The 26,141-nt window shown below is 57.4% G+C and carries 24 protein-coding genes and 5 tRNA genes; 18 read left to right on the top strand and 11 right to left on the bottom strand.

What is annotated here, in order from left to right:
• Positions 1 to 156: 156 nt before the first annotated feature.
• The 7 genes from FFS28_RS06020 (at position 157) to pnuC (ending at position 2,763) form a co-directional block, all read left to right on the top strand.
• Positions 157 to 232: transfer RNA gene (locus FFS28_RS06020), tRNA-Lys, on the top strand.
• 27 nt (positions 233 to 259) lie between these two features.
• Positions 260 to 335: transfer RNA gene (locus FFS28_RS06015), tRNA-Val, on the top strand.
• Positions 336 to 338: 3 nt separating this feature from the next.
• Positions 339 to 414, top strand: a tRNA-Lys gene (locus FFS28_RS06010).
• A 146-nt stretch (positions 415 to 560) separates the two neighbouring features.
• Positions 561 to 636: transfer RNA gene (locus FFS28_RS06005), tRNA-Lys, on the top strand.
• 30 nt (positions 637 to 666) lie between these two features.
• A tRNA-Lys gene (locus tag FFS28_RS06000) sits at positions 667 to 742 on the top strand.
• A 235-nt stretch (positions 743 to 977) separates the two neighbouring features.
• Positions 978 to 2,021 carry a quinolinate synthase NadA gene (gene nadA / locus FFS28_RS05995; protein WP_137849045.1) on the top strand — a complete coding sequence of 348 codons (1,044 nt, stop codon included), beginning with the start codon at positions 978 to 980 and terminating at the stop codon, positions 2,019 to 2,021.
• Between the two features lie 22 nt (positions 2,022 to 2,043).
• The gene (gene pnuC / locus FFS28_RS05990) at positions 2,044 to 2,763 is read left to right on the top strand and encodes a nicotinamide riboside transporter PnuC (RefSeq protein WP_137849044.1); all 720 of its coding nucleotides are present in this window, start codon (positions 2,044 to 2,046) and stop codon (positions 2,761 to 2,763) included.
• Here pnuC and zitB read toward each other — a convergent pair.
• Both zitB and FFS28_RS05980 read right to left on the bottom strand, forming a co-directional pair.
• On the bottom strand, positions 2,760 to 3,692 hold the full coding sequence (gene zitB, locus FFS28_RS05985; protein WP_137849043.1) for a CDF family zinc transporter ZitB: 933 nt from the start codon (positions 3,690 to 3,692) through the stop codon (positions 2,760 to 2,762). The genes pnuC and zitB overlap by 4 nt on opposite strands.
• Before the next feature lie 109 nt (positions 3,693 to 3,801).
• The gene (locus FFS28_RS05980) at positions 3,802 to 4,188 is read right to left on the bottom strand and encodes a protein YbgS (RefSeq protein ID WP_137849042.1); all 387 of its coding nucleotides are present in this window, start codon (positions 4,186 to 4,188) and stop codon (positions 3,802 to 3,804) included.
• Between the two features lie 305 nt (positions 4,189 to 4,493).
• On the opposite strand from FFS28_RS05980, the gene aroG reads away from it, so the two are divergent.
• Complete coding sequence (gene aroG / locus FFS28_RS05975; RefSeq protein ID WP_006177222.1) at positions 4,494 to 5,546, top strand: 3-deoxy-7-phosphoheptulonate synthase AroG; 1,053 nt, start codon at positions 4,494 to 4,496, stop codon at positions 5,544 to 5,546.
• A 61-nt stretch (positions 5,547 to 5,607) separates the two neighbouring features.
• On the opposite strand, the gene gpmA is transcribed toward aroG, so the two are convergent.
• The 7 genes from gpmA to modE all read right to left on the bottom strand — a co-directional run bounded on the left by gpmA (position 5,608) and on the right by modE (position 13,352).
• The gene (gpmA, locus tag FFS28_RS05970) at positions 5,608 to 6,360 is read right to left on the bottom strand and encodes a 2,3-diphosphoglycerate-dependent phosphoglycerate mutase (protein WP_006177223.1); all 753 of its coding nucleotides are present in this window, start codon (positions 6,358 to 6,360) and stop codon (positions 5,608 to 5,610) included.
• A gap of 206 nt (positions 6,361 to 6,566) precedes the next feature.
• On the bottom strand, positions 6,567 to 7,607 hold the full coding sequence (gene galM, locus FFS28_RS05965; RefSeq protein WP_137849041.1) for a galactose-1-epimerase: 1,041 nt from the start codon (positions 7,605 to 7,607) through the stop codon (positions 6,567 to 6,569).
• Positions 7,601 to 8,749, bottom strand: coding sequence for a galactokinase (gene galK, locus FFS28_RS05960; protein ID WP_101738033.1), 1,149 nt, complete (start codon positions 8,747 to 8,749; stop codon positions 7,601 to 7,603). Before galK ends, galM begins: the two co-directional genes overlap by 7 nt.
• Complete coding sequence (gene galT / locus FFS28_RS05955) at positions 8,750 to 9,799, bottom strand: galactose-1-phosphate uridylyltransferase (RefSeq protein ID WP_137849040.1); 1,050 nt, start codon at positions 9,797 to 9,799, stop codon at positions 8,750 to 8,752. It lies immediately after the preceding gene.
• Positions 9,800 to 9,808: 9 nt separating this feature from the next.
• Positions 9,809 to 10,825, bottom strand: coding sequence for a UDP-glucose 4-epimerase GalE (galE, locus tag FFS28_RS05950; protein ID WP_042321030.1), 1,017 nt, complete (start codon positions 10,823 to 10,825; stop codon positions 9,809 to 9,811).
• A 198-nt stretch (positions 10,826 to 11,023) separates the two neighbouring features.
• Positions 11,024 to 12,496 carry a molybdate ABC transporter ATP-binding protein ModF gene (gene modF / locus FFS28_RS05945; protein ID WP_137849039.1) on the bottom strand — a complete coding sequence of 491 codons (1,473 nt, stop codon included), beginning with the start codon at positions 12,494 to 12,496 and terminating at the stop codon, positions 11,024 to 11,026.
• Between the two features lie 67 nt (positions 12,497 to 12,563).
• Positions 12,564 to 13,352, bottom strand: a complete 789-nt coding sequence (gene modE / locus FFS28_RS05940) for a molybdenum-dependent transcriptional regulator (protein ID WP_137849038.1) — start codon at positions 13,350 to 13,352, stop codon at positions 12,564 to 12,566.
• A gap of 128 nt (positions 13,353 to 13,480) precedes the next feature.
• Here modE and FFS28_RS05935 point away from each other — a divergent pair, with 128 nt between their 5' ends.
• The 4 genes from FFS28_RS05935 to modC all read left to right on the top strand — a co-directional run bounded on the left by FFS28_RS05935 (position 13,481) and on the right by modC (position 16,332).
• Complete coding sequence (locus FFS28_RS05935; protein WP_042321036.1) at positions 13,481 to 13,630, top strand: AcrZ family multidrug efflux pump-associated protein; 150 nt, start codon at positions 13,481 to 13,483, stop codon at positions 13,628 to 13,630.
• A 178-nt stretch (positions 13,631 to 13,808) separates the two neighbouring features.
• The gene (gene modA, locus FFS28_RS05930) at positions 13,809 to 14,585 is read left to right on the top strand and encodes a molybdate ABC transporter substrate-binding protein (RefSeq protein ID WP_137849037.1); all 777 of its coding nucleotides are present in this window, start codon (positions 13,809 to 13,811) and stop codon (positions 14,583 to 14,585) included.
• Complete coding sequence (modB, locus tag FFS28_RS05925; protein ID WP_006177237.1) at positions 14,582 to 15,271, top strand: molybdate ABC transporter permease subunit; 690 nt, start codon at positions 14,582 to 14,584, stop codon at positions 15,269 to 15,271. The genes modA and modB overlap by 4 nt, the downstream gene beginning before the upstream one ends.
• Positions 15,272 to 15,273: 2 nt before the next feature.
• On the top strand, positions 15,274 to 16,332 hold the full coding sequence (gene modC / locus FFS28_RS05920) for a molybdenum ABC transporter ATP-binding protein ModC (RefSeq protein ID WP_137849036.1): 1,059 nt from the start codon (positions 15,274 to 15,276) through the stop codon (positions 16,330 to 16,332).
• On the opposite strand, the gene FFS28_RS05915 is transcribed toward modC, so the two are convergent.
• Positions 16,333 to 17,151, bottom strand: a complete 819-nt coding sequence (locus FFS28_RS05915; RefSeq protein WP_006177239.1) for a pyridoxal phosphatase — start codon at positions 17,149 to 17,151, stop codon at positions 16,333 to 16,335.
• Between the two features lie 140 nt (positions 17,152 to 17,291).
• Between FFS28_RS05915 and pgl the strand changes: the two genes are divergently transcribed.
• Positions 17,292 to 18,287 carry a 6-phosphogluconolactonase gene (gene pgl / locus FFS28_RS05910; RefSeq protein WP_137849035.1) on the top strand — a complete coding sequence of 332 codons (996 nt, stop codon included), beginning with the start codon at positions 17,292 to 17,294 and terminating at the stop codon, positions 18,285 to 18,287.
• A gap of 57 nt (positions 18,288 to 18,344) precedes the next feature.
• On the opposite strand, the gene FFS28_RS05905 is transcribed toward pgl, so the two are convergent.
• Complete coding sequence (locus FFS28_RS05905; protein WP_006177241.1) at positions 18,345 to 19,628, bottom strand: putative acyl-CoA thioester hydrolase; 1,284 nt, start codon at positions 19,626 to 19,628, stop codon at positions 18,345 to 18,347.
• 224 nt (positions 19,629 to 19,852) lie between these two features.
• On the opposite strand from FFS28_RS05905, the gene hutI reads away from it, so the two are divergent.
• The 5 genes from hutI to hutH all read left to right on the top strand — a co-directional run bounded on the left by hutI (position 19,853) and on the right by hutH (position 26,094).
• A complete protein-coding gene (gene hutI, locus FFS28_RS05900; protein ID WP_137849034.1) occupies positions 19,853 to 21,076 on the top strand; it encodes an imidazolonepropionase in 1,224 nt (407 codons plus the stop codon).
• Positions 21,073 to 22,011 carry a formimidoylglutamase gene (hutG, locus tag FFS28_RS05895; RefSeq protein WP_137849033.1) on the top strand — a complete coding sequence of 313 codons (939 nt, stop codon included), beginning with the start codon at positions 21,073 to 21,075 and terminating at the stop codon, positions 22,009 to 22,011. The genes hutI and hutG overlap by 4 nt, the downstream gene beginning before the upstream one ends.
• A 17-nt stretch (positions 22,012 to 22,028) precedes the next feature.
• Positions 22,029 to 22,763, top strand: a complete 735-nt coding sequence (locus tag FFS28_RS05890) for a histidine utilization repressor (RefSeq protein WP_137849032.1) — start codon at positions 22,029 to 22,031, stop codon at positions 22,761 to 22,763.
• A gap of 125 nt (positions 22,764 to 22,888) precedes the next feature.
• The gene (gene hutU / locus FFS28_RS05885) at positions 22,889 to 24,574 is read left to right on the top strand and encodes a urocanate hydratase (RefSeq protein ID WP_137849031.1); all 1,686 of its coding nucleotides are present in this window, start codon (positions 22,889 to 22,891) and stop codon (positions 24,572 to 24,574) included.
• On the top strand, positions 24,574 to 26,094 hold the full coding sequence (hutH, locus tag FFS28_RS05880) for a histidine ammonia-lyase (protein ID WP_006177248.1): 1,521 nt from the start codon (positions 24,574 to 24,576) through the stop codon (positions 26,092 to 26,094). The genes hutU and hutH overlap by 1 nt, the downstream gene beginning before the upstream one ends.
• Positions 26,095 to 26,141: the final 47 nt, after the last annotated feature.

Raw genomic sequence — 26,141 nt, 5'->3', positions numbered from 1 at the left:
GCATGACCAGAAATCGTGTTATTTCTGGTCGTGCAGCATGATTACTAAGCAGTTAAGTGATCTTCATCGAAATTTTTGTTGCGCTGAAATCTTAAACCAGTAATATATGCCGCCGTTGCCACGGGATATCAAACAACGTGAAAGCAGCGCAAAAGTGGGTCGTTAGCTCAGTTGGTAGAGCAGTTGACTTTTAATCAATTGGTCGCAGGTTCGAATCCTGCACGACCCACCACTTAAAGCAGTTCCGGTAGTTCAGAGTGGGTGATTAGCTCAGTTGGTAGAGCATCTCCTTTACACGGAGGGGGTCGGCGGTTCGAGCCCGTCATCACCCACCACTCGGGTCGTTAGCTCAGTTGGTAGAGCAGTTGACTTTTAATCAATTGGTCGCAGGTTCGAATCCTGCACGACCCACCAATTTAATGTCTTACTCAGATATTAAACGTGAAGGATAACGTTGCTTTAGCAACGGCCCGAAGGGCGAGGCGAAGCCGAGTCATCCTGCACGACCCACCAATCTTTTGATTGGTACCGAGTAAAATCTTCGAAGTCAGCACCCGAATGGGTCGTTAGCTCAGTTGGTAGAGCAGTTGACTTTTAATCAATTGGTCGCAGGTTCGAATCCTGCACGACCCACCACTTCGAAGACAAAGCAGTAAATCCCGCAAGGGGTCGTTAGCTCAGTTGGTAGAGCAGTTGACTTTTAATCAATTGGTCGCAGGTTCGAATCCTGCACGACCCACCAATGTAAAAAAGCGCCCTAAAGGCGCTTTTTTGCTTTCTGCAATTCCCGAAGAGTTATCCCTGTAGGTCGGGTAAGGCGAAGCCGCCACCCGACAAATGCTGCACGCATCTATTTCCGATGACTTTTCTCTGCACATTCGCTATCTTGTTTAGTATATAAAACACATTGCCGCTCATTTTGCTCTCTCCTGCAAAAAAAGGGCAATATTGTTAAGCCAGTAAAACGAGAAGCCATAATGAGCGTGATGTTTGATCCAGAAGCCGCAATCTATCCCTTCCCGCCAAAGCCCGCTCCGCTGAGCCGGGACGAAAAACAGTTTTACCGCGAGAAGATCAAAGGTCTTCTTAAAGCGCGCGACGCGGTGATGGTGGCGCATTACTACACCGACCCGGAAATCCAGCAGCTGGCGGAAGAGACGGGTGGCTGTATCTCTGATTCCCTGGAAATGGCACGTTTTGGCGCGAAGCATCCTGCTTCTACGCTGCTGGTGGCTGGCGTGCGTTTTATGGGCGAAACGGCAAAAATCTTAAGCCCTGAAAAAACCATCCTGATGCCCACCCTGAATGCAGAATGCTCCCTCGACCTCGGCTGTCCTGTCGATGCGTTCACCGCCTTCTGCGACGCGCATCCGGACCGGACCGTGGTGGTGTACGCCAATACCTCCGCAGCGGTTAAAGCGCGTGCCGACTGGGTCGTGACCTCAAGCATTGCCGTTGAGCTGATTGAGCATCTCGTCAGCCTCGGTGAGAAGATCATCTGGGCCCCCGATCGCCATCTTGGACACTATGTTCAGAAACAAACCGGCGTGGATATCCTCTGCTGGCAGGGGGCCTGTATTGTTCATGACGAGTTTAAAACGCAGGCGCTGATGCGTATGAAGGGCCTCTATCCCGAAGCGGCTATTCTGGTGCATCCGGAGTCGCCACAATCCATTGTGGATCTCGCCGATGCCGTCGGTTCAACCAGCCAGCTGATTAACGCTGCGAAAACCCTGCCGCATAAGCAGCTTATTGTGGCGACCGATCGCGGCATCTTCTACAAAATGCAGCAGGCCGTGCCTGACAAGGAGCTGCTCGAAGCTCCAACCGCCGGGGAAGGAGCGACCTGCCGCAGCTGCGCCCATTGTCCATGGATGGCGATGAACGGCCTGAAGGCCATTGCCGAAGGGCTGGAAAACGGGGGAGCAGCGCATGAAATCCACGTCGACCCCGCGTTGCGTCAGGGCGCATTAATTCCGCTTAACCGCATGCTGGATTTTGCGGCTACACTACGAACTTAATTCATTACGTCTCGGGGAAAAGATGGATTTTTTTAGCACACAGAACATCCTGGTTCATATACCGATTGGTGCGGGTGGCTATGACCTGTCATGGATTGAAGCCGTTGGCACGCTGGCGGGTTTGCTTTGCATCTGGCTGGCAAGCCTTGAGAAGATTGTTAACTACGCTTTCGGGCTGATAAACGTCACGCTCTTTGCGATTATTTTCTTCCAGATCCAGCTTTATGCCAGCCTGCTTTTACAGCTGTTCTTTTTCGTGGCGAATATTTACGGCTGGTACGCCTGGTCGCGTCAGAACAGCCAACAGGAGGCGGAGCTGCAAATCCGTTGGCTACCCTTGCCAAAAGCGATTGCCTGGCTTGTGGCCTGCGTGGTGGCGATAGGTTTAATGACAGCATATATCAACCCGGTGTTCGCCTTCCTGACCCGAGTGGCGGTCTCGGTGATGTCTGGCCTCGGGTTGAACGTCACCATGCCAGCGCTTCAGCCGGATGCCTTCCCGTTCTGGGATTCGTGCATGATGGTCTTGTCGATTGCAGCCATGGTCCTGATGACCCGCAAATATGTTGAAAACTGGCTCCTGTGGGTCATTATCAACGTAATCAGCGTGGTGATCTTTGCGTTGCAGGGTGTCTACGCGATGTCGCTGGAGTATCTGCTCCTGACTTTCATCGCGCTGAACGGCAGCCGGATGTGGATCAAGAGCGCGCGCGAGCGAGGCTCCCGCGCGCTGTCGCATTAATGGTGATGATGGTGTGAATGGCCAGGCTGCGCCTCATTCAGGTCGCAGTCTGGTCCGCTACACGGCTTATACTCCATCTGAATGGTGGCGTGCGCGATGTCGTAATGATGCTCCAGAAAGTGCTGAATACGCCCAAGCAGTGCGTCATGGTCATGAGGGGGGATCACCTGAACATGCAGCGTCATGATCGGTTTCTCGCCTACCAGCCAGACGTGAACGTGGTGAACGTTACGCACTTCGGGTATTGAGCGGCTCAGGTTGCGCTTAAGCTCACCGATGTCCAGCGATGTCGGCGCGCCTTCCAGCAACTCGTTCACGCTCTCTTTCAACAGCTGCCAGGCGCTGCGCAGGACCAGGCACGATACCAGAACGGAAAGTATCGGGTCGATTGGCGTCCACCCTGTGCCCATGATAATCAGCGCCGCCACGATGGCGCCCACAGAGCCAAGCAAATCGCCCAGCACGTGCAGCGCCGCGGCGCGTACGTTAAGGTTCTTTTCGCTGCTGCCCCGATGCAAAATCCAGAATGCCAGAAGATTCGCCAGTAAACCGGCAATCGCGATGACCATCATAGTCGCGCCCGCGACGGGCTGCGGGTGTCTGAAACGCTGGAACGCCTCCCAGACAATCAGGATAGTAATCACCACCAGCGCAATAGCATTCACAAACGCCGCAAGCGTGGTCAGCCTGAGCCAGCCAAACGTATGGCGCGTGTTGGCAGGGCGGCGGGCAAACTGAACGGCCAGCAGGGCAAAGAGCAGGGCAGCAGCGTCGGTGAGCATATGCCCGGCATCGGCCAGCAGCGCCAGGGAACCGGAAACCAGCCCGCCAATAACTTCTATGACCATAAACGTCGCGGTGACGCCAAAAGCCAGCAACAGCCGTTTGGCGTTATCGTCACCGGCGGTATGGGAATGTGAGTGCGCCATGGGATCGTTCCTGATACGTTGGGATAAGTAAGTGTCGATTTTTTAATATTTTTCACAAAAAAGAAAGGAGAGCCAAAGCTCTCCTTTCATATTCACGTTTACCTAAGGATTACTGGGTTGTACCGTCGGTTTTAGTGTCGGCGTCGCTACCCACTTTGTCATTCGGGTTTGGACATTTGCCGTCTTTACACATTGAGTTTTTATGCACTTCATCTTTGGTCATGCCGTCGTGAGACATGGTGCCGTTTTGATGCTGCATGGTACCGTCGGTCGTGCCGGTGGTATTGGTATTCGTGTTGCCGGTGTTAATATTGCTGTTATCAACGTTGTTAGGGGCGATATTTTGCTTAGCGTCCGGGGCAACCTGACCTGCCGCGGCGGCTGCGTTTGCATCGCCATTGCTGTCAGATGAGCCCGTCTCGGCCGCAAGGGCGCTGGCGCTAGCCATTGAGAGAGTAGCCGTCAGGAAAAGTGTAGCCAGTTTCGTCATTTTCATGATGTTGCTCCTGTTTTTGGTCGTTATGCTGAATAACATTTCCAACTTGTGCATCACGTTGTGTGGCGAAAGATTCCACTAACCGAACTTATGGCGATATGGAATCGCGTTTAAGCAAACAAATTTAGTTGTTACAGTTAAAAAGTTTAGGTCAGATCTCATTTTTCGCTATTTTGTGGCGTTTTTTTGGCTCATTCCAGGAATTATCTGCCTGAAGTGTAAAAGCCCGTTTACACTTCCCGGTCGACGAGATAGATTGAAAGGATTGCATTCCTTACAAAAGATATGGCAGAGCTGGAAAAGAGATGAACTATCAGAACGACGATTTACGCATTAAAGAGATCAATGAGTTATTACCGCCTGTAGCACTCCTTGAAAAATTCCCCGCCACGGAAAATGCCGCCAACACGGTGTCCCATGCGCGCAAAGCGATCCACAAGATCCTGAAAGGTAATGACGATCGTCTGTTAGTGGTGATTGGTCCGTGCTCTATTCACGATCCAGCAGCCGCCAAAGAGTATGCCGCACGTTTGAAAACTCTGCGTGAAGAGCTGAAGGACGAGCTGGAAATCGTCATGCGCGTCTACTTTGAAAAACCGCGCACCACCGTGGGCTGGAAAGGGCTGATTAACGATCCGCATATGGACAACAGCTTCCAGATTAACGACGGCCTTCGCATTGCCCGTAAGCTGCTGCTGGAGATCAACGACAGCGGTCTGCCCGCTGCCGGCGAATTCCTCGATATGATTACGCCACAATACCTGGCGGACCTGATGAGCTGGGGCGCAATTGGCGCACGTACCACCGAATCTCAGGTTCACCGCGAGCTGGCCTCTGGCCTCTCTTGCCCGGTTGGGTTTAAAAACGGCACCGACGGCACCATCAAAGTGGCTATCGACGCCATCAACGCTGCGGGTGCGCCACACTGTTTCCTGTCAGTGACCAAATGGGGCCACTCCGCCATCGTGAACACCAGCGGTAACGGTGACTGCCATATCATTCTGCGCGGCGGTAAAGAGCCGAACTACAGTGCAAAACACGTGGCAGAGGTGAAAGCCGGTCTGGAAAAAGCCGGCCTGGCACCGCAGGTAATGATCGATTTCAGCCACGCCAACTCCAGCAAGCAGTTTAAAAAGCAGATGGACGTCGGGGCCGACGTTTGTCAGCAGATTGCCAACGGTGAACACGCGGTGATTGGGGTGATGATTGAGAGCCATCTGGTCGAAGGTAATCAGAACCTGGAAGGCAGCGAGCCGCTGGTTTACGGCAAGAGCGTAACGGATGCCTGCATTGGCTGGGAAGACACCGACGCGCTTCTGCGCCAGCTGGCGAATGCGGTAAAAGCCCGCCGCGGCTGAGTCATGCAGGGCAAATAAAAAAGCGTGGATTGCTCCACGCTTTTTTTATGGCTTGCGAAACTTACTTCGCTTTACCCTGGTTCGCTACGGCCGCCGCTTTTGCCGCGATCTCGTCAGCGTTGCCCAGATAGTAGTGTTTGACAGGTTTGAAGTTTTCATCGAATTCATACACCAGCGGTACGCCCGTTGGGATATTCAGTTCGAGGATCTCATCTTCACCCATATCGTCCAGGTATTTCACCAGCGCACGCAGGGAGTTACCGTGAGCGGCGATGATCACGCGCTCGCCGCTTTTCAGGCGTGGCAGGATGGTTTCGTTCCAGTAAGGCACAACGCGATCGATGGTCAGCGCCAGGCTTTCAGTCTGCGGCAGTTCTGCATCGGTCAGTTTTGCGTAGCGTGGGTCATGGCCCGGGTAGCGCTCGTCATCTTTGCTCAGCTCTGGTGGCGTGACCGCGAAGCCGCGACGCCACTGCTTAACCTGCTCGTCACCGTATTTTTCAGCGGTTTCCGCTTTGTTCAGGCCCTGCAGCGCACCGTAGTGACGTTCGTTCAGTTTCCAGGATTTCTCAACCGGCAGCCAGGCCTGATCCAGTTCGTCCAGCACGTTCCACAGGGTATGGATGGCACGTTTCAGCACAGAGGTGTAAGCAAAATCAAAGCTGAAGCCTTCTTCCTTCAGCAGTTTACCTGCTGCTTTTGCTTCGCTTACGCCTTTCTCGGACAGATCAACGTCGTACCAACCGGTGAAGCGGTTTTCGTTGTTCCACTGGCTTTCGCCGTGGCGTACCAGGACCAGCTTAGTTATAGCCATCTCTTACTCCTCATAAGCTTTATTGAATGATAACAATTCTCATTATATTGCTGTGACCGTGCCAGCAGCAACGCTTAACCCTAACCATAGCGAAAATAGTCTCCGAGTGTAAGATGCTTGTGAATCCTGGGTTATGATTTTGTCTGCGATCGGCGCTATTTTCAGCATTGTGGCGTAAAAAAACCCTCCGTCAGGAGGGTTGAGTATCAGTGCGGGATAAAATGATAAACCGTCACGCTGACGTACTCTTCACCCGGACGCAGCACGCAGTCTGGCTGCGGCCATTCCGGGTGGTTAGGGCTGTCGGGCAAGTATTCACTTTCCAGCGCCACGCCCTGCCAGTTACGGTATTCATCTCCCTCGCGCGCCGCAGTACCGTTGAGGTAATTGCCCGAATAAAACTGCAGGGCCGGGGCGGTGGTGTAGACCGTCATCTGCAGTTTCTCATCGGTTGACCACAGCTGTGCGGCAGGCTGGCGCGCATCGCCTTTCGCCTGGAGCAGGAAGGCGTGGTCGTAGCCATTCACCTTACGCTGGTCGTCATCGCTCAGGAAATCCTGGCCGATAGGCTTAGCCGTGCGGAAATCGAAGCTGTTGCCGCTTACGGCTTTTAGCCCCTGATACGGGATGCCCATCTCATCTACCGGCAGGTATTCATCGGCCAGTATCTGCAGCTTGTGCTGACGCACGTCGCTGGTGTTGCCGTCCAGGTTGAAGTAGGCATGGTTGGTGAGATTCACCGGACAAGGTTGATCCACCGTCGCGCGATACTCAATGGCAATGCGGTTATCGTCGGTCAGGGTAAAGCGTGCCGAGGCAGAGAGCGCGCCCGGGAAACCCTGGTCGCCATCGGGCGAATCCAGCGAAAACAATACTTCCCCGTCGTTCTGCTGAACGATTTTCCAGCGGCGTTTATCGAAGCCTTCCGGTCCACCGTGCAGCTGATTGTCACCCTGGCTTGGCAGGAGGGCATACCCGACGCCGTCGAGTTCGAAACGGCTCTGCGCAATGCGGTTGGCATAACGGCCCACCGACGCGCCAAGGTAGGCCGTCTGGGTAACATACTGTTCCGGTGATGCGCAGCCGAGCAGTGTTTCGCGCACGCTGCCATCCGGCATCGGCACGCGGGCGGAGAGCAGGGTGGCACCCCAGTCCATCAGCGTCACCACCATCCCTGCTTCATTGCGCAGAGTTAACAGGCGATACGGCAGTCCATCCGGTGCGAGGTTTGGCGTCTCTTTTAGCACTGTCCGGCTCCTTGTGAGGCTTTACAGACATAGAACGTCTCTTTGATGCCCGTTTTGGCTTCGTACTGCTTCGCCACGGCATCCTGGACCACAGGCACCAGGTCTTCAGGGATCAGCGCCACGATACAGCCACCAAAACCGCCACCGGTCATGCGCACGCCACCGTTATCGCCGATAGCCGCTTTAACAATCTCGACCAGGGTGTCGATCTGCGGAACGGTGATTTCGAAATCATCGCGCATGGAGGCGTGAGATTCAGCCATCAGCTCACCCATGCGTTTGAGGTCACCTTTTTCGAGCGCGGAGGCGGCTTCAACGGTACGCGCGTTTTCCGTCAGGACGTGACGCACGCGTTTTGCCACGGTCGGGTCCAGCTCGTGCGCCACCTTATTGAACTCGTCGAGTGTGACATCGCGCAGCGCGGGCTGCTGGAAGAAGCGGGCCCCGGTTTCGCACTGCTCGCGGCGGGTGTTGTACTCGCTGCCCACCAGGGTACGTTTGAAATTACTGTTAATAATCACCACCGCAGCGCCCTTCGGCAGCGGTACGGCTTTGGTGCCGAGAGAGCGGCAGTCAATCAGCAGGGCATGCTCTTTTTTGCCCAGCGCGGAGATAAGCTGATCCATAATGCCGCAGTTACAGCCCACAAACTGGTTTTCTGCTTCCTGGCCGTTCAGGGCAATTTGCGCCCCGTCCAGCGGCAGATGGTAAAGCTGCTGGAACACGGTACCGACCGCCACTTCCAGCGAGGCCGACGAGCTTAAGCCCGCCCCCTGAGGAACGTTGCCGCTGATGACTAAATCTGCGCCGCCAAAATTTTTGTTACGCTGCTGCAGATGCTTCACCACACCGCGCACATAGTTCGACCACTGTTGTGTGTCGTGGGTCACGACAGGGGCATCGAGAGAAAACTCGTCGATCTCATTGTCGTAGTCTGCCGCGATCACGCGCACGGTGCGGTCGTCGCGCGTGGCGCAGCTGATCACCGTCTGGTAGTCGATGGCACAGGGCAGAACAAAACCGTCGTTATAATCGGTATGCTCCCCGATAAGGTTCACGCGCCCGGGGGCCTGGATAACGTGGGTGGCAGGGTAGCCAAATTTTTCAGCAAACAGGGACTGTGTTTTATCTTTCAGACTCATTTATTCGACTCCTGATTCGCGGTAGTGGACATCGCTCACGGCACGCAGACGCTCTGCCGCTTGTTCTGCCGTCAGGTCGCGCTGGGTTTCCGCCAGCATTTCGTAGCCCACCATAAATTTACGCACCGTCGCGGAACGCAGCAGCGGCGGATAGAAATGGGCATGCAGCTGCCAGTGTGCATTCTCTTCACCGTTGAACGGCGCCCCGTGCCAGCCCATGGAGTACGGGAAGGAGCACTGGAAGAGATTGTCGTAACGGCTGGTCAGCTTCTTCAGCGCCAGAGCAAGGTCATCGCGCTGGGCATCGCTGAGATCGGTGATGCGCTGAACGTGCGCTTTTGGCAGCAGCAGCGTTTCAAACGGCCACGCCGCCCAGTAGGGCACTACCGCCAGCCAGTGTTCGGTTTCGACCACGGTACGGCTGCCGTCGGCCAGCTCGCGCTGGGTATAGTCCACCAGCATCGGCGAGCCGTTTTCGGCAAAATAGGCTTTTTGCAGGCGATCTTCGCGCTCGGCTTCATTCGGCAGGAAGCTGTTCGCCCAGACCTGGCCGTGCGGATGCGGGTTGGAGCAGCCCATGGCCGCGCCTTTATTTTCAAACACCTGCACCCACGGGTAGGTTTGGCCCAGCTCTGCCGTCTGCGCTTGCCAGGTGCTGACCACCTCTTTAAGCGCCTCCACGCTCAGCTCCGGCAGCGTTTTGCTGTGATCCGGCGAGAAACAGATCACGCGGCTGGTTCCGCGGGCGCTTTCGCAGCGCATCAGCGGATCGTGGCTTTCCGGCGCATCCGGCGTGTCGGTCATCAGCGCGGCAAAATCGTTGGTAAAGACGAAGGTGCCTTTATAGTCCGGGTTTTTGTCACCGGTCACGCGCGTATTGCCCGGACAGAGGAAACAGTCCGGGTCGTGCTGGGGCAGCGTCTGTTTTGCAGGCGTCTCTTGCGCCCCCTGCCAGGGGCGCTTGGCGCGATGCGGAGAGACCAAAATCCATTGCCCGCTGAGCGGGTTAAAACGACGATGCGGGTGATCGACGGGGTTGAATTGCGTCATGACAAATCCTTAGTCCGGATAGCCTTGCGGGTGGCGTGACTGCCAGTGCCAGGTATCTTGTGCCATTTCATCGAGCGTGCGGGTGACACGCCAGTTAAGCTCTTTATCGGCTTTGGTGGCATCTGCCCAGTAAGCGGGAAGGTCGCCGTCGCGGCGTGGGGCAAAGTGGTAATTCACCGGCTTCCCGCAGGCTTTGCTGAAGGCATTGACCACGTCGAGCACGCTGCTGCCGACCCCGGCACCGAGGTTATAAATATGCACGCCCGCTTTGCCAGCCAGCTGCTGCATGGCCGCCACGTGGCCGTCGGCCAGGTCCATCACGTGGATATAGTCGCGCACGCCGGTACCGTCTTCGGTTGGATAGTCGTTGCCAAAAATGGCCAGCGATTCGCGACGGCCAACGGCAACCTGGGCGATGTACGGCATCAGGTTATTGGGAATACCCTGCGGATCTTCGCCCATATCGCCTGATGGATGCGCGCCGACCGGGTTGAAATAGCGCAGCAGCGCAATGCTCCACTCCGGCTGTGCTTTCTGTAAATCAGTCAGGATCTGCTCGACCATCAGCTTGCTTTTGCCATACGGGCTTTGCGGCGTGCCGGTCGGGAAGCTTTCAACGTAAGGGATTTTGGGCTGATCGCCGTAGACGGTCGCGGATGAGCTGAAGATGAAGTTTTTAACGTTCGCCGCGCGCATCGCCGAGATTAACCGCAGCGTGCCGTTGACGTTATTGTCGTAATACTCCAGCGGTTTTGCCACCGATTCGCCAACCGCTTTCAGGCCAGCGAAGTGGATCACGGTTTCAATCGCGTGATCGTGAAGGATCTCGGTCATCAACGCTTCGTTGCGGATGTCGCCTTCCACGAAAGTGGGCTGTTTACCGCCAAGACGTTCAATCACAGGCAGCACGCTGCGCTTACTATTGCACAGGTTATCGAGGATGATGACATCATGACCGTTTTGCAGCAGCTGCACGCAGGTATGACTTCCTATGTAACCGCTACCACCTGTTACCAGAACTCGCATATTTCGCTCCATTGGGCTTATGGTATGAATTAACCATAGCATAACAGAGACGACAAAAGTGTGACATGGGATAAAATAGTGGAATCGCTTACACTGGTTTTCACGCACCTGTTCGGGGGGCCAGAGGGCATTATAGATCAAAGAGATAGATTTAGTGCTGCAGGTAGTCTGAAAAGAGGAGGGCACCGCCCTCCGGGGTCAGTCGATTTTGCTGAGAAGGTAACGGTAGCACTCGCCGTCTGGCACAAATTCCAGCCGATGGGTGATGCAGGCGGGGGCGTCTTCCGCATGGTGGGAGACAAACAGCAGCTGCGTCTCGCCTTCGCTAATCAGCACATCCACAAAGCGGCGGATCAGCTGACGGTTGAGCGGGTCCAGCCCCTGCAACGGCTCGTCGAGGATCAGCAGCGTCGGGTGTTTTACCAGCGCGCGAACGATCAGCGCCAGCCGTTGCTGGCCCCACGAGAGGCTGTGAAAAGGGGCATCCGCCACGCGGTTATCCATCCCCAGAATATCCAGCCACTGCTGCGCCAGCTTGTGCTGTTTATCCGACACCGCCTGATAAATGCCGATGGAGTCAAAAAAGCCCGAGAGGATCACGTTGCGCACCGTCGTGCTGACGCGATAATCCAGATGCAGGCTGCTGCTGACGTAGCCAATATGCTTTTTGATATCCCAGATGGTTTCGCCGCTGCCGCGACGGCGGCCAAACAGCGTAAGATCGTTACTGTAGCCCTGCGGATGATCGCCGGTAATCAGGCTTAACAGCGTGGATTTCCCCGCGCCGTTAGGGCCAACAACCTGCCAGTGCTCACCGGGGTTTACCGTCCAGCTCAGATGATTAAGGATAGGGCGATCGTCGTACGACACCACACCGTCGCGCAGTACAATGCGCGGCTGGTGGGGGTCCAAATCGTGGCGCGCGGAAAGGGTATCCGGTTCCGGAAGCGCAATACCGTCCAGTTTCTCGCTGTGGGCCAGCTGAGCAATCAGCGCCTGTTTGAGCAGGGCGGATTTCTCACCGGTTTCGGTCAGGTTACAGTCGGCCAGCACGCCTGCGTTTTGCACAAAATCCGGGATCTCATCGAAGCGGTTCAGCACCAGCACGAGCGTGTAACCCTGCTGATTGAGCCTCTCCAGCAGGGTCGCCAGCTGGGCGCGGGACTGCACGTCCAGCCCGTCAAACGGCTCGTCGAGGATCAGCAGGTCCGGCTCGCTCATCAGTGCCTGGCACAACAGCGTTTTGCGCGTCTCGCCGGTAGAAAGGTATTTAAAGCGGCGCCCGAGAAGGGCGGTGATGCCAAACTGCTCCGCCAGGTGCCTGCAGCGCGCGTCGTCTTTGACCGCATCCTGAATGATCTCCCCCGTGGTGCGGCCAGTATCTTCTTCTCCGGGGCTAAGCAGATCGGTGTTGTTGCGCTGCCACTCATCGCTGACCAGCTTTTGCAACTGTTCGAACGAGAGGCGCGTCAGGCGGGTAAAGGTACAGCGGCGTTCACCCTTGAGCTGTGTAAGCTCTCCGGCCAGCGCGCGGGCAAGAGCCGATTTTCCGCTGCCGTTTGTGCCGACAAACGCCCAGCTCTCACCGGCACGCAGCGTTAAATCAGGAAGCGACAGCGTTCGGGTATCGCTAAGACGAAACGTGCCTTGCGAAATATGCAATGATGACATGATTTATCCCATTTTTTGCAGCAATATATGTCAGGGATACCCACTGTCGGCACGATTGTCAATGCGCTTAGCATAATGTGGCGATAATCACCCGGTCCGCGTTGAAATATGCGGTGACTTCAGCACCTTCCTCCAGATCCGCCGCGTCGTGCAGTGGGACCGTGGCGCAAAGCATCTGCCCGTCGGGCAACGTCATCAGCACTTCGCACTGCTCCGCGCCGCGTTCAATATGGCTAATGGTGCCCTGCAGCTGGTTATCCGCCTCTTTAGCCTGCTCCGGCTGGCGGGTCATGCTCACCCAGGGGGCTTTGAGTAACACCAGCACCTCTTTGCCTTCTTCCAGCCCCAGGCGCTGGCCGCTTTGCGCGGTGATGGCGGCCTTAATGCGGGTGGTGCCGTCGGCAAGCAGGATCTCAATTTGTTGCTGAACCTGCGAATTATCACGCGCCGTGACCGTGCCGAACCACTGATTGCGGGCGCTGGTTTGCAGCGAAAAGCGCGAAATAGCTCCCAGCAGGCTATCCAGCGGAACGTTGTCGTCATCGCTCAGCACGTCAAACGCTTTCTGCTGGATTTGGGCCAGCAGATCGTAAAGCTGGATCAGGCGTTGCCCGTAGCGGGTAAGCACCGCGCCGCCACCGCCTTTTCCGCCCGTCGCCCGGTCAACCAGCGTTTGCTCGCTCAGGGTGTTCATCTCGTTGATGGCGTCCCAGGCGCTTTTGTAGCTGATGCCTGCGTTTTTCGCCCCCTGGCTAATTGAACCAGTCTGTTCTATTTGTTTAAGCAGGGCGATGCGTCGCGGATCGGCGAAAAGCTTCTGCTGAAGACGGAGAGTGAGGAGAATTTCGGCCTGCATAACAATGTCCTGGCAAAAAGGGTATTGTGACCCAAATGGCGCAGCGCGCAAAGCGCACCGCACAAAAGGGGATGTTTTTCTTATCGTTCAGGGTAGAATAAAGCGATTCACACAATCTGGAGAAAACCATGTTAGAGTTGTTGAAGAGTCTGGTATTCGCCGTGATCATGGTACCAGTAGTGATGGCTATCATCCTCGGTGCCATCTACGGCCTGGGTGAAGTGTTCAACGTCTTTTCGAACATCGGTCACAGAGACCAGCCTAAAAAGCAGCAATAATTCCCCTCAGAACGCCCGGCCAGCCCGGGCGTTTTGCTCTCAAGTTTTTCCCCTTTCCGCCGATAGTTATTTCTGCAGTAGCCGGGTTTACTCATTAATCGGTACGATTTAACGCTAGGATATCCCTGCGGTTATCGTTATATTTATATGTATATAACGAAATGCACAGGAGCTACAAATGGCAGGTACATGGGTACGCCTTTTCGCAGGGGCAACGCTGACGCTTTCTCTGGCCGGACACGCGCTGGCTGACGAGGGTAAAATCACGATTTTTGCGGCTGCATCGCTCACCAATGCTATGCAGGATATCGCGACCGCATATAAGAAAGAGAAAAACGTTGATGTGGTCTCCTCGTTTGCCTCGTCGTCCACCCTTGCCCGTCAGATTGAAGCGGGTGCGCCTGCGGATCTGTTTATCTCCGCCGACCAGAAGTGGATGGATTATGTGGTAGAGAAAAAATCCGTTGATACCGCCACCCGCGAAACGCTGCTGGGCAACAGCCTGGTGGTAGTGGCACCGAAAGACAGCGCGCAGGGCGACATTAACATCAGCAAAGAGACCCCGTGGATACGCCTGCTGAACGGTGGTCGACTGGCCGTTGGCGATCCGGCACATGTCCCGGCCGGGATTTATGCTAAAGAGGCGCTGCAGAAGCTGGGCGCGTGGGCGTCACTGTCGCCGAATCTGGCCCCGGCTGAAGATGTCCGCGGCGCGCTGGCGCTGGTTGAGCGCAACGAAGCGCCACTGGGCATCGTCTACGGCTCTGATGCCGTCGCCAGCAAAGGGGTAAAAGTTGTTGGCACCTTCCCGGAAGACTCGCACAAGAAAGTGGAATACCCTGTTGCGATTGTTGACGGGCACAAAAATGCGGCGGTAACGGCCTTTTATGATTACCTGAAGGGGCCGGAAGCGTCAGCCATCTTTAAACGTTACGGATTTACGACTCACGAATGATGTTGACCGATCCTGAATGGCAGGCCGTGCTGCTGAGCCTTAAAGTCTCCTCCCTGGCAGTTGTACTGAGTTTACCCTTCGGGATCTTCTTTGCCTGGCTACTGGTTCGCTGCCGGTTCCCAGGCAAAGCCCTGCTCGACAGCGTGCTTCATCTCCCGCTTGTTTTACCGCCCGTGGTCGTTGGCTATTTGCTACTGATCTCGATGGGGCGACGCGGTTTTATCGGCGAACGGCTGTACGACTGGTTCGGCCTGACGTTTGCCTTCAGCTGGCGCGGGGCCGTGCTGGCGGCAGCGGTGATGTCATTCCCGCTGATGGTCAGGGCCATTCGCCTGGCGCTGGAAGGCGTTGATATCAAACTGGAACAGGCTGCCCGCACCCTGGGCGCGGGGCGCTGGCGGGTCTTTTTCACCATCACGCTGCCGCTTACCCTGCCGGGCATTATTGTTGGCACCGTGCTGGCCTTCGCGCGATCGCTCGGCGAATTTGGTGCCACCATTACCTTTGTCTCGAATATTCCTGGCGAGACGCGGACCCTCCCGTCGGCGATGTACACCCTCATTCAAACTCCTGGCGGGGAAGGCGCGGCGGCGCGGCTGTGTATTATCGCCATTGTGCTGGCGCTGGCGTCGCTGCTGGTGTCTGAGTGGCTGGCGCGCCTTAGCCGTGAGCGGATGGGGAAATAATCATGCTGGAACTTCATTTTACCCAGACGCTGGGAAGCCACTGCCTCACGCTCAACGAAACGCTGCCCGCGAGCGGCATCACCGCCATTTTTGGCGTGTCGGGCGCCGGGAAAACCTCGCTCATCAATGCCATTAGCGGCCTGACGCGCCCGCAGTCCGGGCGCATCGTGCTGAATAACCGCGTCTTAAATGACGTGGAAAACAAGATTTACCTGGCACCCGAAAAGCGGCGGATCGGCTACGTGTTCCAGGACGCGCGGTTGTTCCCGCACTACAGCGTGCGCGGTAATCTGCGCTACGGCATGGCGAAAAGCATGTCCGGGCAGTTTGATAAGCTGGTGGCGCTGCTGGGGATTGAACCGCTTCTCGACCGGCTGCCGTCGGCGCTTTCAGGCGGGGAGAAACAGCGCGTGGCGATTGGCCGTGCATTGCTGACCGCGCCGGAGCTGCTGCTGCTCGACGAGCCGCTGGCTTCGCTGGACATTCCGCGCAAACGTGAACTGCTGCCGTATCTCCAGCGTCTGGCGCGCGAAATCAATATTCCGATGCTGTACGTCAGCCATTCGCTGGATGAGATCCTGCATCTGGCAGATAACGTGCTGGTGCTGGAAGACGGCAGCGTCAAGGCGTTTGGCAATCTGGAGGCGGTTTGGGGCAGCAGCGTGATGCACCCGTGGCTACCCAAAGAGCAGCAGAGCAGCATTCTCAAGGTCAACGTGCTTGAGCACCATCCGCACTATGCCATGACCGCGCTCGCGCTGGGTGACCAGCATCTGTGGGTCAACAGGATCGATAAACCGTTGCAGTCTGCGCTGCGTATTCGTATACAGGCCTCGGACGTCTCGTTAGTGCTGCAGCCGCCGCTACAAACCAGCATCCGCAATATTTTGCGTGCGAAGGTGGCAGAGTGTTTAGACGATAACGGGCAGGTCGAGGTGAAGCTCGAGGTGGGCAGCAAGACGCTCTGGGCGCGCATCAGTCCGTGGGCCAGGGATGAGCTCGGCATCAAACCCGGCCTGTGGCTCTACGCGCAAATCAAGAGCGTCTCGATCACCACCTGATTACAGCAGGTGGGTATAAATATATTGCGCGATGCTGTCGACGGTGTTGTCCCCAATCACCACGTTAGCACGCGCTTTTACCGCGTCATCGGCATTGCCCATTGCCACGCCCGTACCGGCAGCTTCCAGCATGCTGATGTCGTTGTAGTTGTCGCCAAACGCAATCACGTCCTGCATTGACCCGCCCTGAGATTCGACGTACTGCGTCAGGCGCTTGCCTTTGCTGTTGCCTTTACGCGCAATGTCCACCTGGTCATGCCAGGACCACTCGCACTCCAGCCCCAGGGTCTGCTCTACGCGGCTGGCGAAGGCGTTCAGTTTGCCGGTGTCTTCATCCGTCAGGGCAAATTTCCAGATTGCGTTAACCTCCTGAGCCGCCTGACGCAGAGAAGAGACCTGCGTAAAGACCGGGCGCTGCGCTTCCGGCAGCGACAAAGCCCACTTGCTGGTGCGGATCACGTGGCCGGTGGCGCGCTCGTACATCATGGACTCGTCCACGTACATCAGGCCGTGTACGTCGTGCTCATCCAGCAGGTCAATGAGTTGCAGCGCGCGATCGACAGGAAGCGGATCGGATTCCAGGACCTTTTTTGCCTGATAATCATACAAATAAGTGCCATTACAACAAATTGCAGGTGTATCTAAGCCCAGTGCCTGATAAAAAGGATGGATGGCAACGTGATGTCGACCCGTTACGATCAGGAGTTGATAACCCACTTCCTGCGCGCGCTTGAGCGCGTCGACAGAAGAGGGGAGCAGGGTTTTCTGAGGAGTAAGCAGTGTTCCGTCTAAATCCAGTGCAATCACACGCGAGGTCATTTGTTCTTCCGGGTTAATGTTGAATTTAAGGTCTCAGGGGATGGTACACCGAGAGCAGATCGCTGCAAAATTCCGGACTACAATTCAGCATTCGCCGTTAAAAATAATCACTTTCACGCGCAGTGAGGAAAGGAGTATTCATGAAACAAACCGTTTATACCGCCAGTCCTGAAAGTCAGCAGATCCACGTCTGGAGTTTGAATGCCGAAGGTTCGCTCACGTTGGTGCAGGTTGTTGATGTCCCGGGACAGGTCCAGCCGATGGTTGTCAGCCCGGATAAACGTTTTCTCTACGTTGGCGTGCGCCCGGAGTTTCGCGTGCTGGCGTACCGCATTTCGCCAGATGACGGCGCCCTGACCTATACCGCCGAAGCACCGCTGCCGGGAAGCCCTACACACATCTCAACCGATCGTAAAGGCAACTTTATCTTCAGCGGTTCGTATAACGCCGGCTGCGTAAGCGTGACGCGTCTTCAGGACGGCATTCCGGTTGAAACGGTGGACGTGGTGGAAGGGCTGGAAGGTTGCCACTCGGCCAATATCTCGCCGGACAACCGCACCCTGTGGGTGCCTGCGCTGAAGCAGGATCGCATCTGCCTGTTTACCCTGAGCGACGATGGTCACCTGGTGGCGCAAACCCCCGCCGAGGTCACCACCGTTGAGGGCGCGGGCCCGCGTCACATGGTCTTCCACCCGAACCAGCAGTATGCGTATGTGGTGAATGAGCTGAACAGTTCCGTGGACGTGTGGGAACTGAGCGATCCGAACGGTCAGATTGAGTGCGTACAGACGCTGGATATGATGCCGTCTGACTTCGCCGATACCCGCTGGGCGGCGGACATACACATCACTCCGGACGGACGCCATCTGTATACCTGCGACCGTACCTCGAGCCTGATCACCGTGTTCAGCGTCTCCGAAGACGGCAGCATCCTTTCTCTTGAAGGCTTCCAGCCAACGGAAACCCAGCCGCGCGGCTTTAATGTCGACCACAGTGGTCGGTTCCTGATTGCCGCAGGGCAGAAATCGCACCATATTGCGGTGTATGAAATCAAAGGCGTGCAGGGACTGCTGGAAGAAAAAGGGCGCTATGCCGTCGGCCAGGGGCCAATGTGGGTGGTCGTTAACGCGCACTGACGGTCATAAAACAAAAAACCTCGCAAATGCGAGGTTTTTTTATGTCTGGAATCAGACTTATTGCTTCGGCTCTGCAACCACTTTGCTACCCAATCCGCGGTTGTTGTATTCCCACATGCGGTTGAAGTTTGCGTCGTTCAGGTTGCGCTGCACGTTGCCTTTATCATCCACGGTACCGGTATTGCCGGAGAAGGGTCGTTTAGAGATGGCTGCATCGGCCCAGGGTTTCGCCACGTTGAAGCCTTCGCCGATCACGCTGTCGCGGATCACGACCTGGCCGTTGGTGGCCGCGTCGACATCCAGAGAGCGGCCCAGCTGTGCCACACCGTCACCGGAGGCGTTGAAACGGCTGTTTACCGCCAGGAAACCGTAGAACAGGTTGGACTGTGTCGCCGGCGCAAACACGTAGCCTTCCTGCTGGGTACGGGAATTCACCACGCGGAAGTCGGTGTTATCGAAGACCACCGCACCGCGACCGGACACCAGATCGACATCGCCTTCAACGTAGCTATTGGTCACCAGCGTGCGCGTCAGACGGTTATTCTGCAGGGTGTTCTGCACGCCGCTGTTGGTCACGAAGAAGGTGTTCTGACGGCCCAGAATATTCACGTTGTTGATCTGCACCTTGTCGCCATCGCTGCGCAGCGCCACGGCCTGATGGTTGCCCGCATCCACGCTGTCGCCCAGGGTGTTCTGAATGGTCAGGTTTTGCAGCTGCAGACCGTTGTTCTGTGACCAGACAACGGCGGAGCACATCACGCCCACGGTTGCGGTGCGTTTGCTCTGGCAGTTATCAAACATGTACCACGCAGGTTTGCCCGGCATGTATTTTCCGGCCGGGTTCACCAGATGACGCCAGGTGGTGGTGTCGATTTCAGAATCAATCGCCAGACCAATTTTCACATCAATGGCTTTTTCGCCCAGACCATACAGCGTCACGCTGCCCGGTGCGGCGGGTACGTAAACGGTACCTTCGTATTCACCCGGCATGATCGCGATGTACTGACGCGACGCGCTGTGTTTGGTGATCGCCGCATCGACTGCAGCCTGAATGGAGGTGTGCGTCACGCCCTGCGCACCTGCCGGGCCGACCACGAAATCGGGCTGCTTAGGCAGATTAATGGAAGACGGAGTCCAGGGGGCGGCATTCGGATCCATTGCCGTGAAGTAGCGCGCCTGGCTGAAGTTTTTCGCTTCATCCGCAGAGAGGATTGGGCGGGAGGCGGTTCCCGGCGCAACCTGCTCAGAAGGCTGTTGGTCCGGTGGTGTTGAACTGCATGCGGATAACGTCACGCCAAATGCGAGTGCCAGCGCCAGACGGGAAATCCTGGAAATGTTCAAGGTAAAGCTCCTGGGTATGCAAGTCTTAACGGGATAGACGAAATAGCCTGCTTTTTTATACTAAGTTGAGCGAAACGGGAAGATAAAAACGGTAAAAGTTGCATTTTTCCACCGGGCGAGGCGGGGAAGTCGTCACAAATAGATAACATTTTCCCCGAAGTCGGTTGACAGTCGCCGCCAGATGAAAATAAATGTCTATACAACCCATGACAAGCGGAAGCCCCATGCAGCAGATTCATCCTGACGATGTGATTTGGCGTAATGCGCGCCTGGCAACAATGGATCCTGACCATCCCGCCCCCTATGGCCTTATCGACAACAGCGCGCTGGTGGTTCGCGAAGACACGCTCCTGGCGGTCATTCCTGATGAGGATGTTCCTGCCGACCACCCTGGCTGCATCGATCTTGAAGGGCGTCTCGTAACGCCCGGCCTGATCGACTGCCACACCCATCTGGTGTTTGGCGGCGACCGCGCGGCGGAGTGGGAGCAGCGCCTGAACGGCGTGGCATACCAGACGATTGCCGCCCAGGGCGGGGGAATAAACGCCACCGTCACGGCCACACGCGGCAGCTCGCAGGAAACCTTACTGCAGCTGGCCCAACAGCGCTTGCAGCGTTTGATGCGCGAAGGCGTGACAACTCTTGAAATCAAGTCAGGATATGGACTCAACGCCGACGCCGAAGAGAAGATGCTGCAGGTGGCGCGCCAGCTTGCCCGTGACAATCCGGTTGAGATCGGGTCGACGCTGCTGGCCGCCCACGCGGTACCGGCGGAGTTTCGCGGCGACCCGGACGCTTACCTGACGCTGGTCTGCGAGCACATCATGCCCGACCTGTGGCAAAAAGGGCTGTTCGAAGCGGTGGATGTATTCTGTGAGAACGTCGGGTTTACGCCCGCGCAGACCGAACGCCTGTTTCAGGCGGCCACGGCGCTGGGCATTCCGGTGAAAGGGCATGTCGAGCAGCTCTCGAATCTCGGCGGCGCGGCGCTGGTCAGCCGCTATCACGGGCTCTCCGCCGATCATATTGAGTATCTGGATGAAGAGGGTGTGCAGGCGATGGCACACAGCGGCACGGTGGCGGTGCTTCTGCCCGGTGCATTCTATTTTCTCCAGGAGCGCCAGCGCCCGCCGATTGAACAGCTGCGACAGCAGGGCGTCCCGATGGCCGTCGCGACAGATTACAACCCCGGCACCAGCCCCTTTGCCAGCCTGCATCTGGCGATGAATATGGCCTGCGTTCAGTTTGGCCTGACCCCGGAAGAAGCCTGGTCCGGTGTCACCCGACATGCGGCGCGGGCGCTTGGGCGCGGAGAAACCCACGGGCAGCTTAAAGCAGGTTATGTGGCCGACTTCATCATCTGGGACGCGCGGCATCCGGTGGAGATGGTGTACGAACCGGGGCGCAACCCGCTTTATCAACGCGTATTTCGGGGGAAAGCATCATGACGCTGTGGCAGCCCGCACAAGGGCAGGTCTGGCAGGGGCGCGACGACAGCGCCGAGGCCAGCAACGCAAAACGTATTTTCCAGACCATCGATCTGAGTGAGCCGTTTACGCCGCAGGCGTCAGGTATCGCGTTGATTGGCTTTGAATGCGATGAGGGTGTCAAACGCAACCGCGGCAGGCCCGGGGCGGCGCAGGCTCCCGATGTGCTGCGTGCGGCGCTGGCCAATATGGCCAGCCATGCCGGGCATGAACGCCTTGCGGATGTGGGCAACGTTCAGGTTGAAGGCGAGGCGCTTGAAGCCGCTCAGCGGACGTTAAGCGATGTGGTAACCTTATGCCAGCAATCCGGCATGCGCACGCTGGTGTTCGGCGGTGGACACGAAACCGCGTGGGCGCACGGGCGCGGCGTGCTTGATGCGTTCCCGGACGAGCGCGTGGCGATCGTCAATCTGGACGCGCATCTTGACCTGCGCAACGCCGAGCGCGCCACCTCCGGCACGCCGTTTCGACAGCTTGCAGGCTACTGCGCCGCGCAGTCGCGGGAATTTCAGTACGCCTGTCTGGGGGTAAGCCGTGCGGCAAACACCCAGGCGCTGTGGGATGAGGCGGAACGGCTCAGGGTCACGCTGGTGGAAGATCTCTGTTTTCAGCGCGATGCGTTATCCTCGCTGGAAAAGGTGCTGGCTCAGGCCGATCGGGTCTATCTCACGATTGACCTGGATGTGCTGCCTGCCGCCGAAATGCCCGCCGTCTCGGCGCCGGCGGCGTTAGGGGTCTCCGCGCGGGATCTGATGCCCGTCATCGAACGGATCTGCCGCAGCGGAAAACTGGCGGCGGCGGACCTGGTTGAATTTAACCCGCACTACGATCGCGACGGGCAGGGCGCGCGGCTTGCCGCCCGACTGGCCTGGCAAATTGCTCACTGGTGGGCATAACACTATAAGGAATCACCATGTTTTCACGCTCATCGCAGGAACCACCCAGCCCGCCTGCCCCATTTTATGAAAAGGTGAAGCAGGCGATCAGCGAAAAAATCGCCACGGGGGTGTGGCAGCCGCACGACCGCATTCCGTCCGAGGCCGAGCTGGTGGCGCAGTTTGGCTTTAGCCGGATGACCATCAACCGTGCGTTACGCGAGCTTACCGACGAAGGGCTGCTGGTTCGTCTGCAGGGAGTCGGTACCTTTGTCGCCGAACCCAAAGGGCAGTCCGCCCTGTTTGAAATCCGCAGCATTGCAGACGAAATCGCCGCGCGTAACCACCAGCACCGCTGCGACGTGCTGGTACTGGAAGCGACGCAGGCCAGCGCGGAGCAGGCTGTGGAGCTGAACGTTAAGGAAGGTACGCGGATTTTTCACTCGGTGATGGTGCATTACGAAAATGACGTTCCGGTACAAATCGAGGACCGCTGCGTCAACGCCGAGCGCGTGCCGGAGTACCTGGAGCAGGATTACACCCAAACCACGCCGCATGCCTATCTGTCACGCGTGGCGCCCTTAACCGAGGGAGAGCACATCGTCGAGGCCGTTCGCGCCATGCCGCAGGAGTGCGAGCTGCTGCGGATTAAAGAGCAGGACCCGTGCCTGCTTATCCGGCGTCGCACCTGGTCTTCCTCGCAGATCGTTTCCCAGGCGAAGCTGCTGTTCCCGGGAAATCGCTACCGGCTGCAGGGCCACTTTATGTCATAAGCAAAAAGCGTGATAGCTAACGCAATATAACAAAATTGTATCTTTTTTGTTAAATCCAGCCTTGTGTGAACTTGTCTATACAAGTATATCTGAATACATCATCTGTCCTGTATGAGGAGCACACAATGTCGTCAGATAAATATCGCCAGCAGGATGTCCGCGCCCCGCGCGGCACCACGCTAACTGCCAGGAGCTGGCTCACCGAAGCCCCGCTGCGCATGTTGATGAATAACCTCGATCCCGAGGTGGCGGAAAATCCCCACGAGCTGGTGGTGTATGGCGGTATTGGCCGCGCCGCGCGTAACTGGGAATGCTATGACGCCATTGTGGATTCCCTGACCCATCTGGAAAGCGACGAAACCCTGCTGGTGCAGTCCGGCAAGCCGGTCGGCGTCTTTAAAACCCATAAAAACGCGCCGCGCGTGCTGATCGCCAACTCCAACCTGGTACCGCACTGGGCCACCTGGGAGCACTTTAACGAGCTGGACGCCAGAGGGCTGGCAATGTACGGCCAGATGACGGCGGGAAGCTGGATCTACATCGGCAGCCAGGGAATTGTGCAGGGCACCTACGAAACCTTCGTTGAAGCCGGTCGTCAGCACTATAACGGTTCCCTGAAAGGCCGCTGGGTTCTGACCGCCGGGCTGGGCGGCATGGGCGGCGCGCAGCCGCTGGCTGCAACCCTCGCTGGCGCATGCTCGCTCAATATTGAATGCCAGCAGAGCCGTATCGATTTTCGTCTGCGCACCCGTTACGTGGACGAGCAGGCGAACGATCTGGATGACGCGCTGGCGCGTATCCAGAAATATACCGCCGAGGGCAAAGCGGTTTCGATTGCCTTGTGTGGTAACGCGGCGGATATCCTCCCTGAACTGGTGGCGCGCGGTGTGCGTCCCGATCTGGTCACCGACCAGACCAGCGCGCACGATCCGCTGCACGGCTATCTGCCGAAAGGCTGGCGCTGGGAGGAGTATCAGCAGAAAGCCGAAACCGACCCGGAAGGCACGGCGCTGGCCGCCAAACGCTCGATGGCTGAACACGTCTCTGCCATGCTCGCGTTCAGTGAGCGCGGTATCCCGACCTTCGACTACGGCAACAACATCCGCCAGATGGCTAAAGAGATGGGCGTGGCAAACGCCTTTGACTTCCCGGGCTTTGTCCCTGCCTATATCCGCCCGCTGTTCTGTCGCGGCATCGGGCCGTTCCGCTGGGTGGCACTCTCCGGCGACCCGGAAGACATCTATAAAACCGATGCCAAAGTGAAAGCGATCGTGGCCGACGATGAACATCTGCATCGCTGGCTGGACATGGCGCGCGAGCGTATCAACTTCCAGGGCCTGCCGGCGCGCATCTGCTGGGTGGGGCTGGAATGGCGGCAAAAACTCGGTCTGGCGTTCAATGAAATGGTGCGCAGCGGGGAAGTCTCCGCGCCGATTGTCATTGGTCGTGACCATCTGGATTCTGGCTCTGTTGCCAGCCCAAACCGGGAAACCGAAGCCATGCGCGACGGGTCCGATGCGGTCTCCGACTGGCCGCTGCTCAACGCCTTACTGAATACCGCCAGCGGCGCCACCTGGGTCTCTTTACACCACGGCGGCGGCGTGGGGATGGGCTTCTCCCAGCACTCGGGCATGGTCATCGTCTGTGACGGAACGGATGAAGCCGCCGCGCGTATCGCGCGCGTCCTGCACAACGACCCGGCAACCGGCGTGATGCGTCATGCGGATGCGGGTTACGAGATTGCGATTGACTGTGCCAGAGAGCAGGGGCTCAACCTGCCGATGGTCCCTGCCACACAAGGAAAGCATTAATGAACGCCTTAACACTCACTCCTGGCTCGCTGACGCTGAAGCAACTGCGTCACGTCTGGCGTCAGCCGGTGACCCTTTCGCTTGATGAAAATGCCCACGCGGCAATTAACGACAGCGTGGCCTGCGTCGAGGCCATCGTGGCCGAAGGGCGCACCGCCTACGGTATCAATACCGGTTTTGGCCTCCTGGCCCAGACCCGCATCGCAACGCATGACCTTGAAAATTTACAGCGTTCGCTGGTGCTTTCCCATGCAGCAGGCGTCGGCCAGCCGCTGGACGATAATATTGTCCGCCTGATGATGGTGCTCAAAATCAACAGCCTGGCGCGCGGGTTTTCCGGCATTCGTCTGAGCGTGATCCAGGCCCTGATGGCGCTGGTGAATGCCAATGTTTATCCGTGGATCCCGGCGAAAGGCTCGGTTGGTGCCTCCGGCGATCTCGCCCCGCTGGCGCATATGTCGCTGCTGCTGCTTGGCGAAGGGAAGGCGCGCTGGCAGGGGGAATGGCTTCCCGCCAAAGAGGCGTTGCAAAAAGCCGGATTAACGCCGATTACGCTGGCGGCCAAAGAGGGGCTGGCGCTGCTCAACGGCACGCAGGCTTCCACGGCCTTTGCGCTGCGCGGCCTGTTTGAAGCGGAAGACCTGTTCGCCTCTGCGGTGGTCTGCGGCGCGCTGACCACCGAAGCGGTGCTCGGCTCTCGTCGTCCGTTTGATGCGCGTATTCATGACGTGCGCGGACAGCGCGGGCAGATTGATGCGGCGGCGATGTACCGCCATCTGCTGACCGACTCCAGCGATATCGCGGAATCTCACCACAACTGCGACAAGGTGCAAGACCCGTACTCGCTGCGCTGCCAGCCGCAGGTGATGGGTGCCTGCCTGACGCAGCTGCGCCAGGCGGCAGAGGTGCTGCTGGTCGAAGCCAACGCCGTGTCGGATAACCCGCTGGTGTTTGCCGAAGAAAACGAGGTGATTTCCGGCGGCAACTTCCATGCCGAACCCGTGGCGATGGCGGCGGATAATATTGCGCTGGCGATTGCCGAAATCGGTGCCCTCTCCGAACGGCGTGTTGCGCTGATGATGGACAAACACATGTCCCAACTGCCGCCGTTCCTGGTGCGTAACGGCGGGGTAAACTCGGGCTTTATGATCGCCCAGGTCACAGCCGCGGCGCTGGCAAGCGAGAATAAAGCGCTGTCGCATCCGCACAGCGTGGACAGCCTGCCAACATCAGCCAATCAGGAAGACCATGTTTCGATGGCCCCCGCCGCCGGACGCCGCCTGTGGGAGATGGCGTCCAACACCCGCGGCGTGCTGGCGGTTGAGTGGCTGGCGGCATGTCAGGGGATCGATCTGCGTGAAGGGCTGAAATCCAGCCCGCTGCTGGAGCAGGCGCGGCACGAATTACGCGAGCATGTTACGCATTACGACGACGATCGCTTCTTTGCGCCGGACATTGATAAGGCGATGGCGCTGCTGGAAGAGGGCAGGCTGGTGGGGCTGGTGCCTTCGGTGTTGTGATTTTTTGCCCGGTGGCGCTGCGCTTACCGGGCCTACATCTGTGCCAC

It is taken from the genome of Enterobacter sp. 2VL (assembly GCF_005503595.1).
Classification (GTDB): domain Bacteria; phylum Pseudomonadota; class Gammaproteobacteria; order Enterobacterales; family Enterobacteriaceae; genus Enterobacter; species Enterobacter cancerogenus.
Note: the sequence above shows the minus strand (reverse complement) of the source record. Positions and strands in the feature narration are given on the sequence as shown.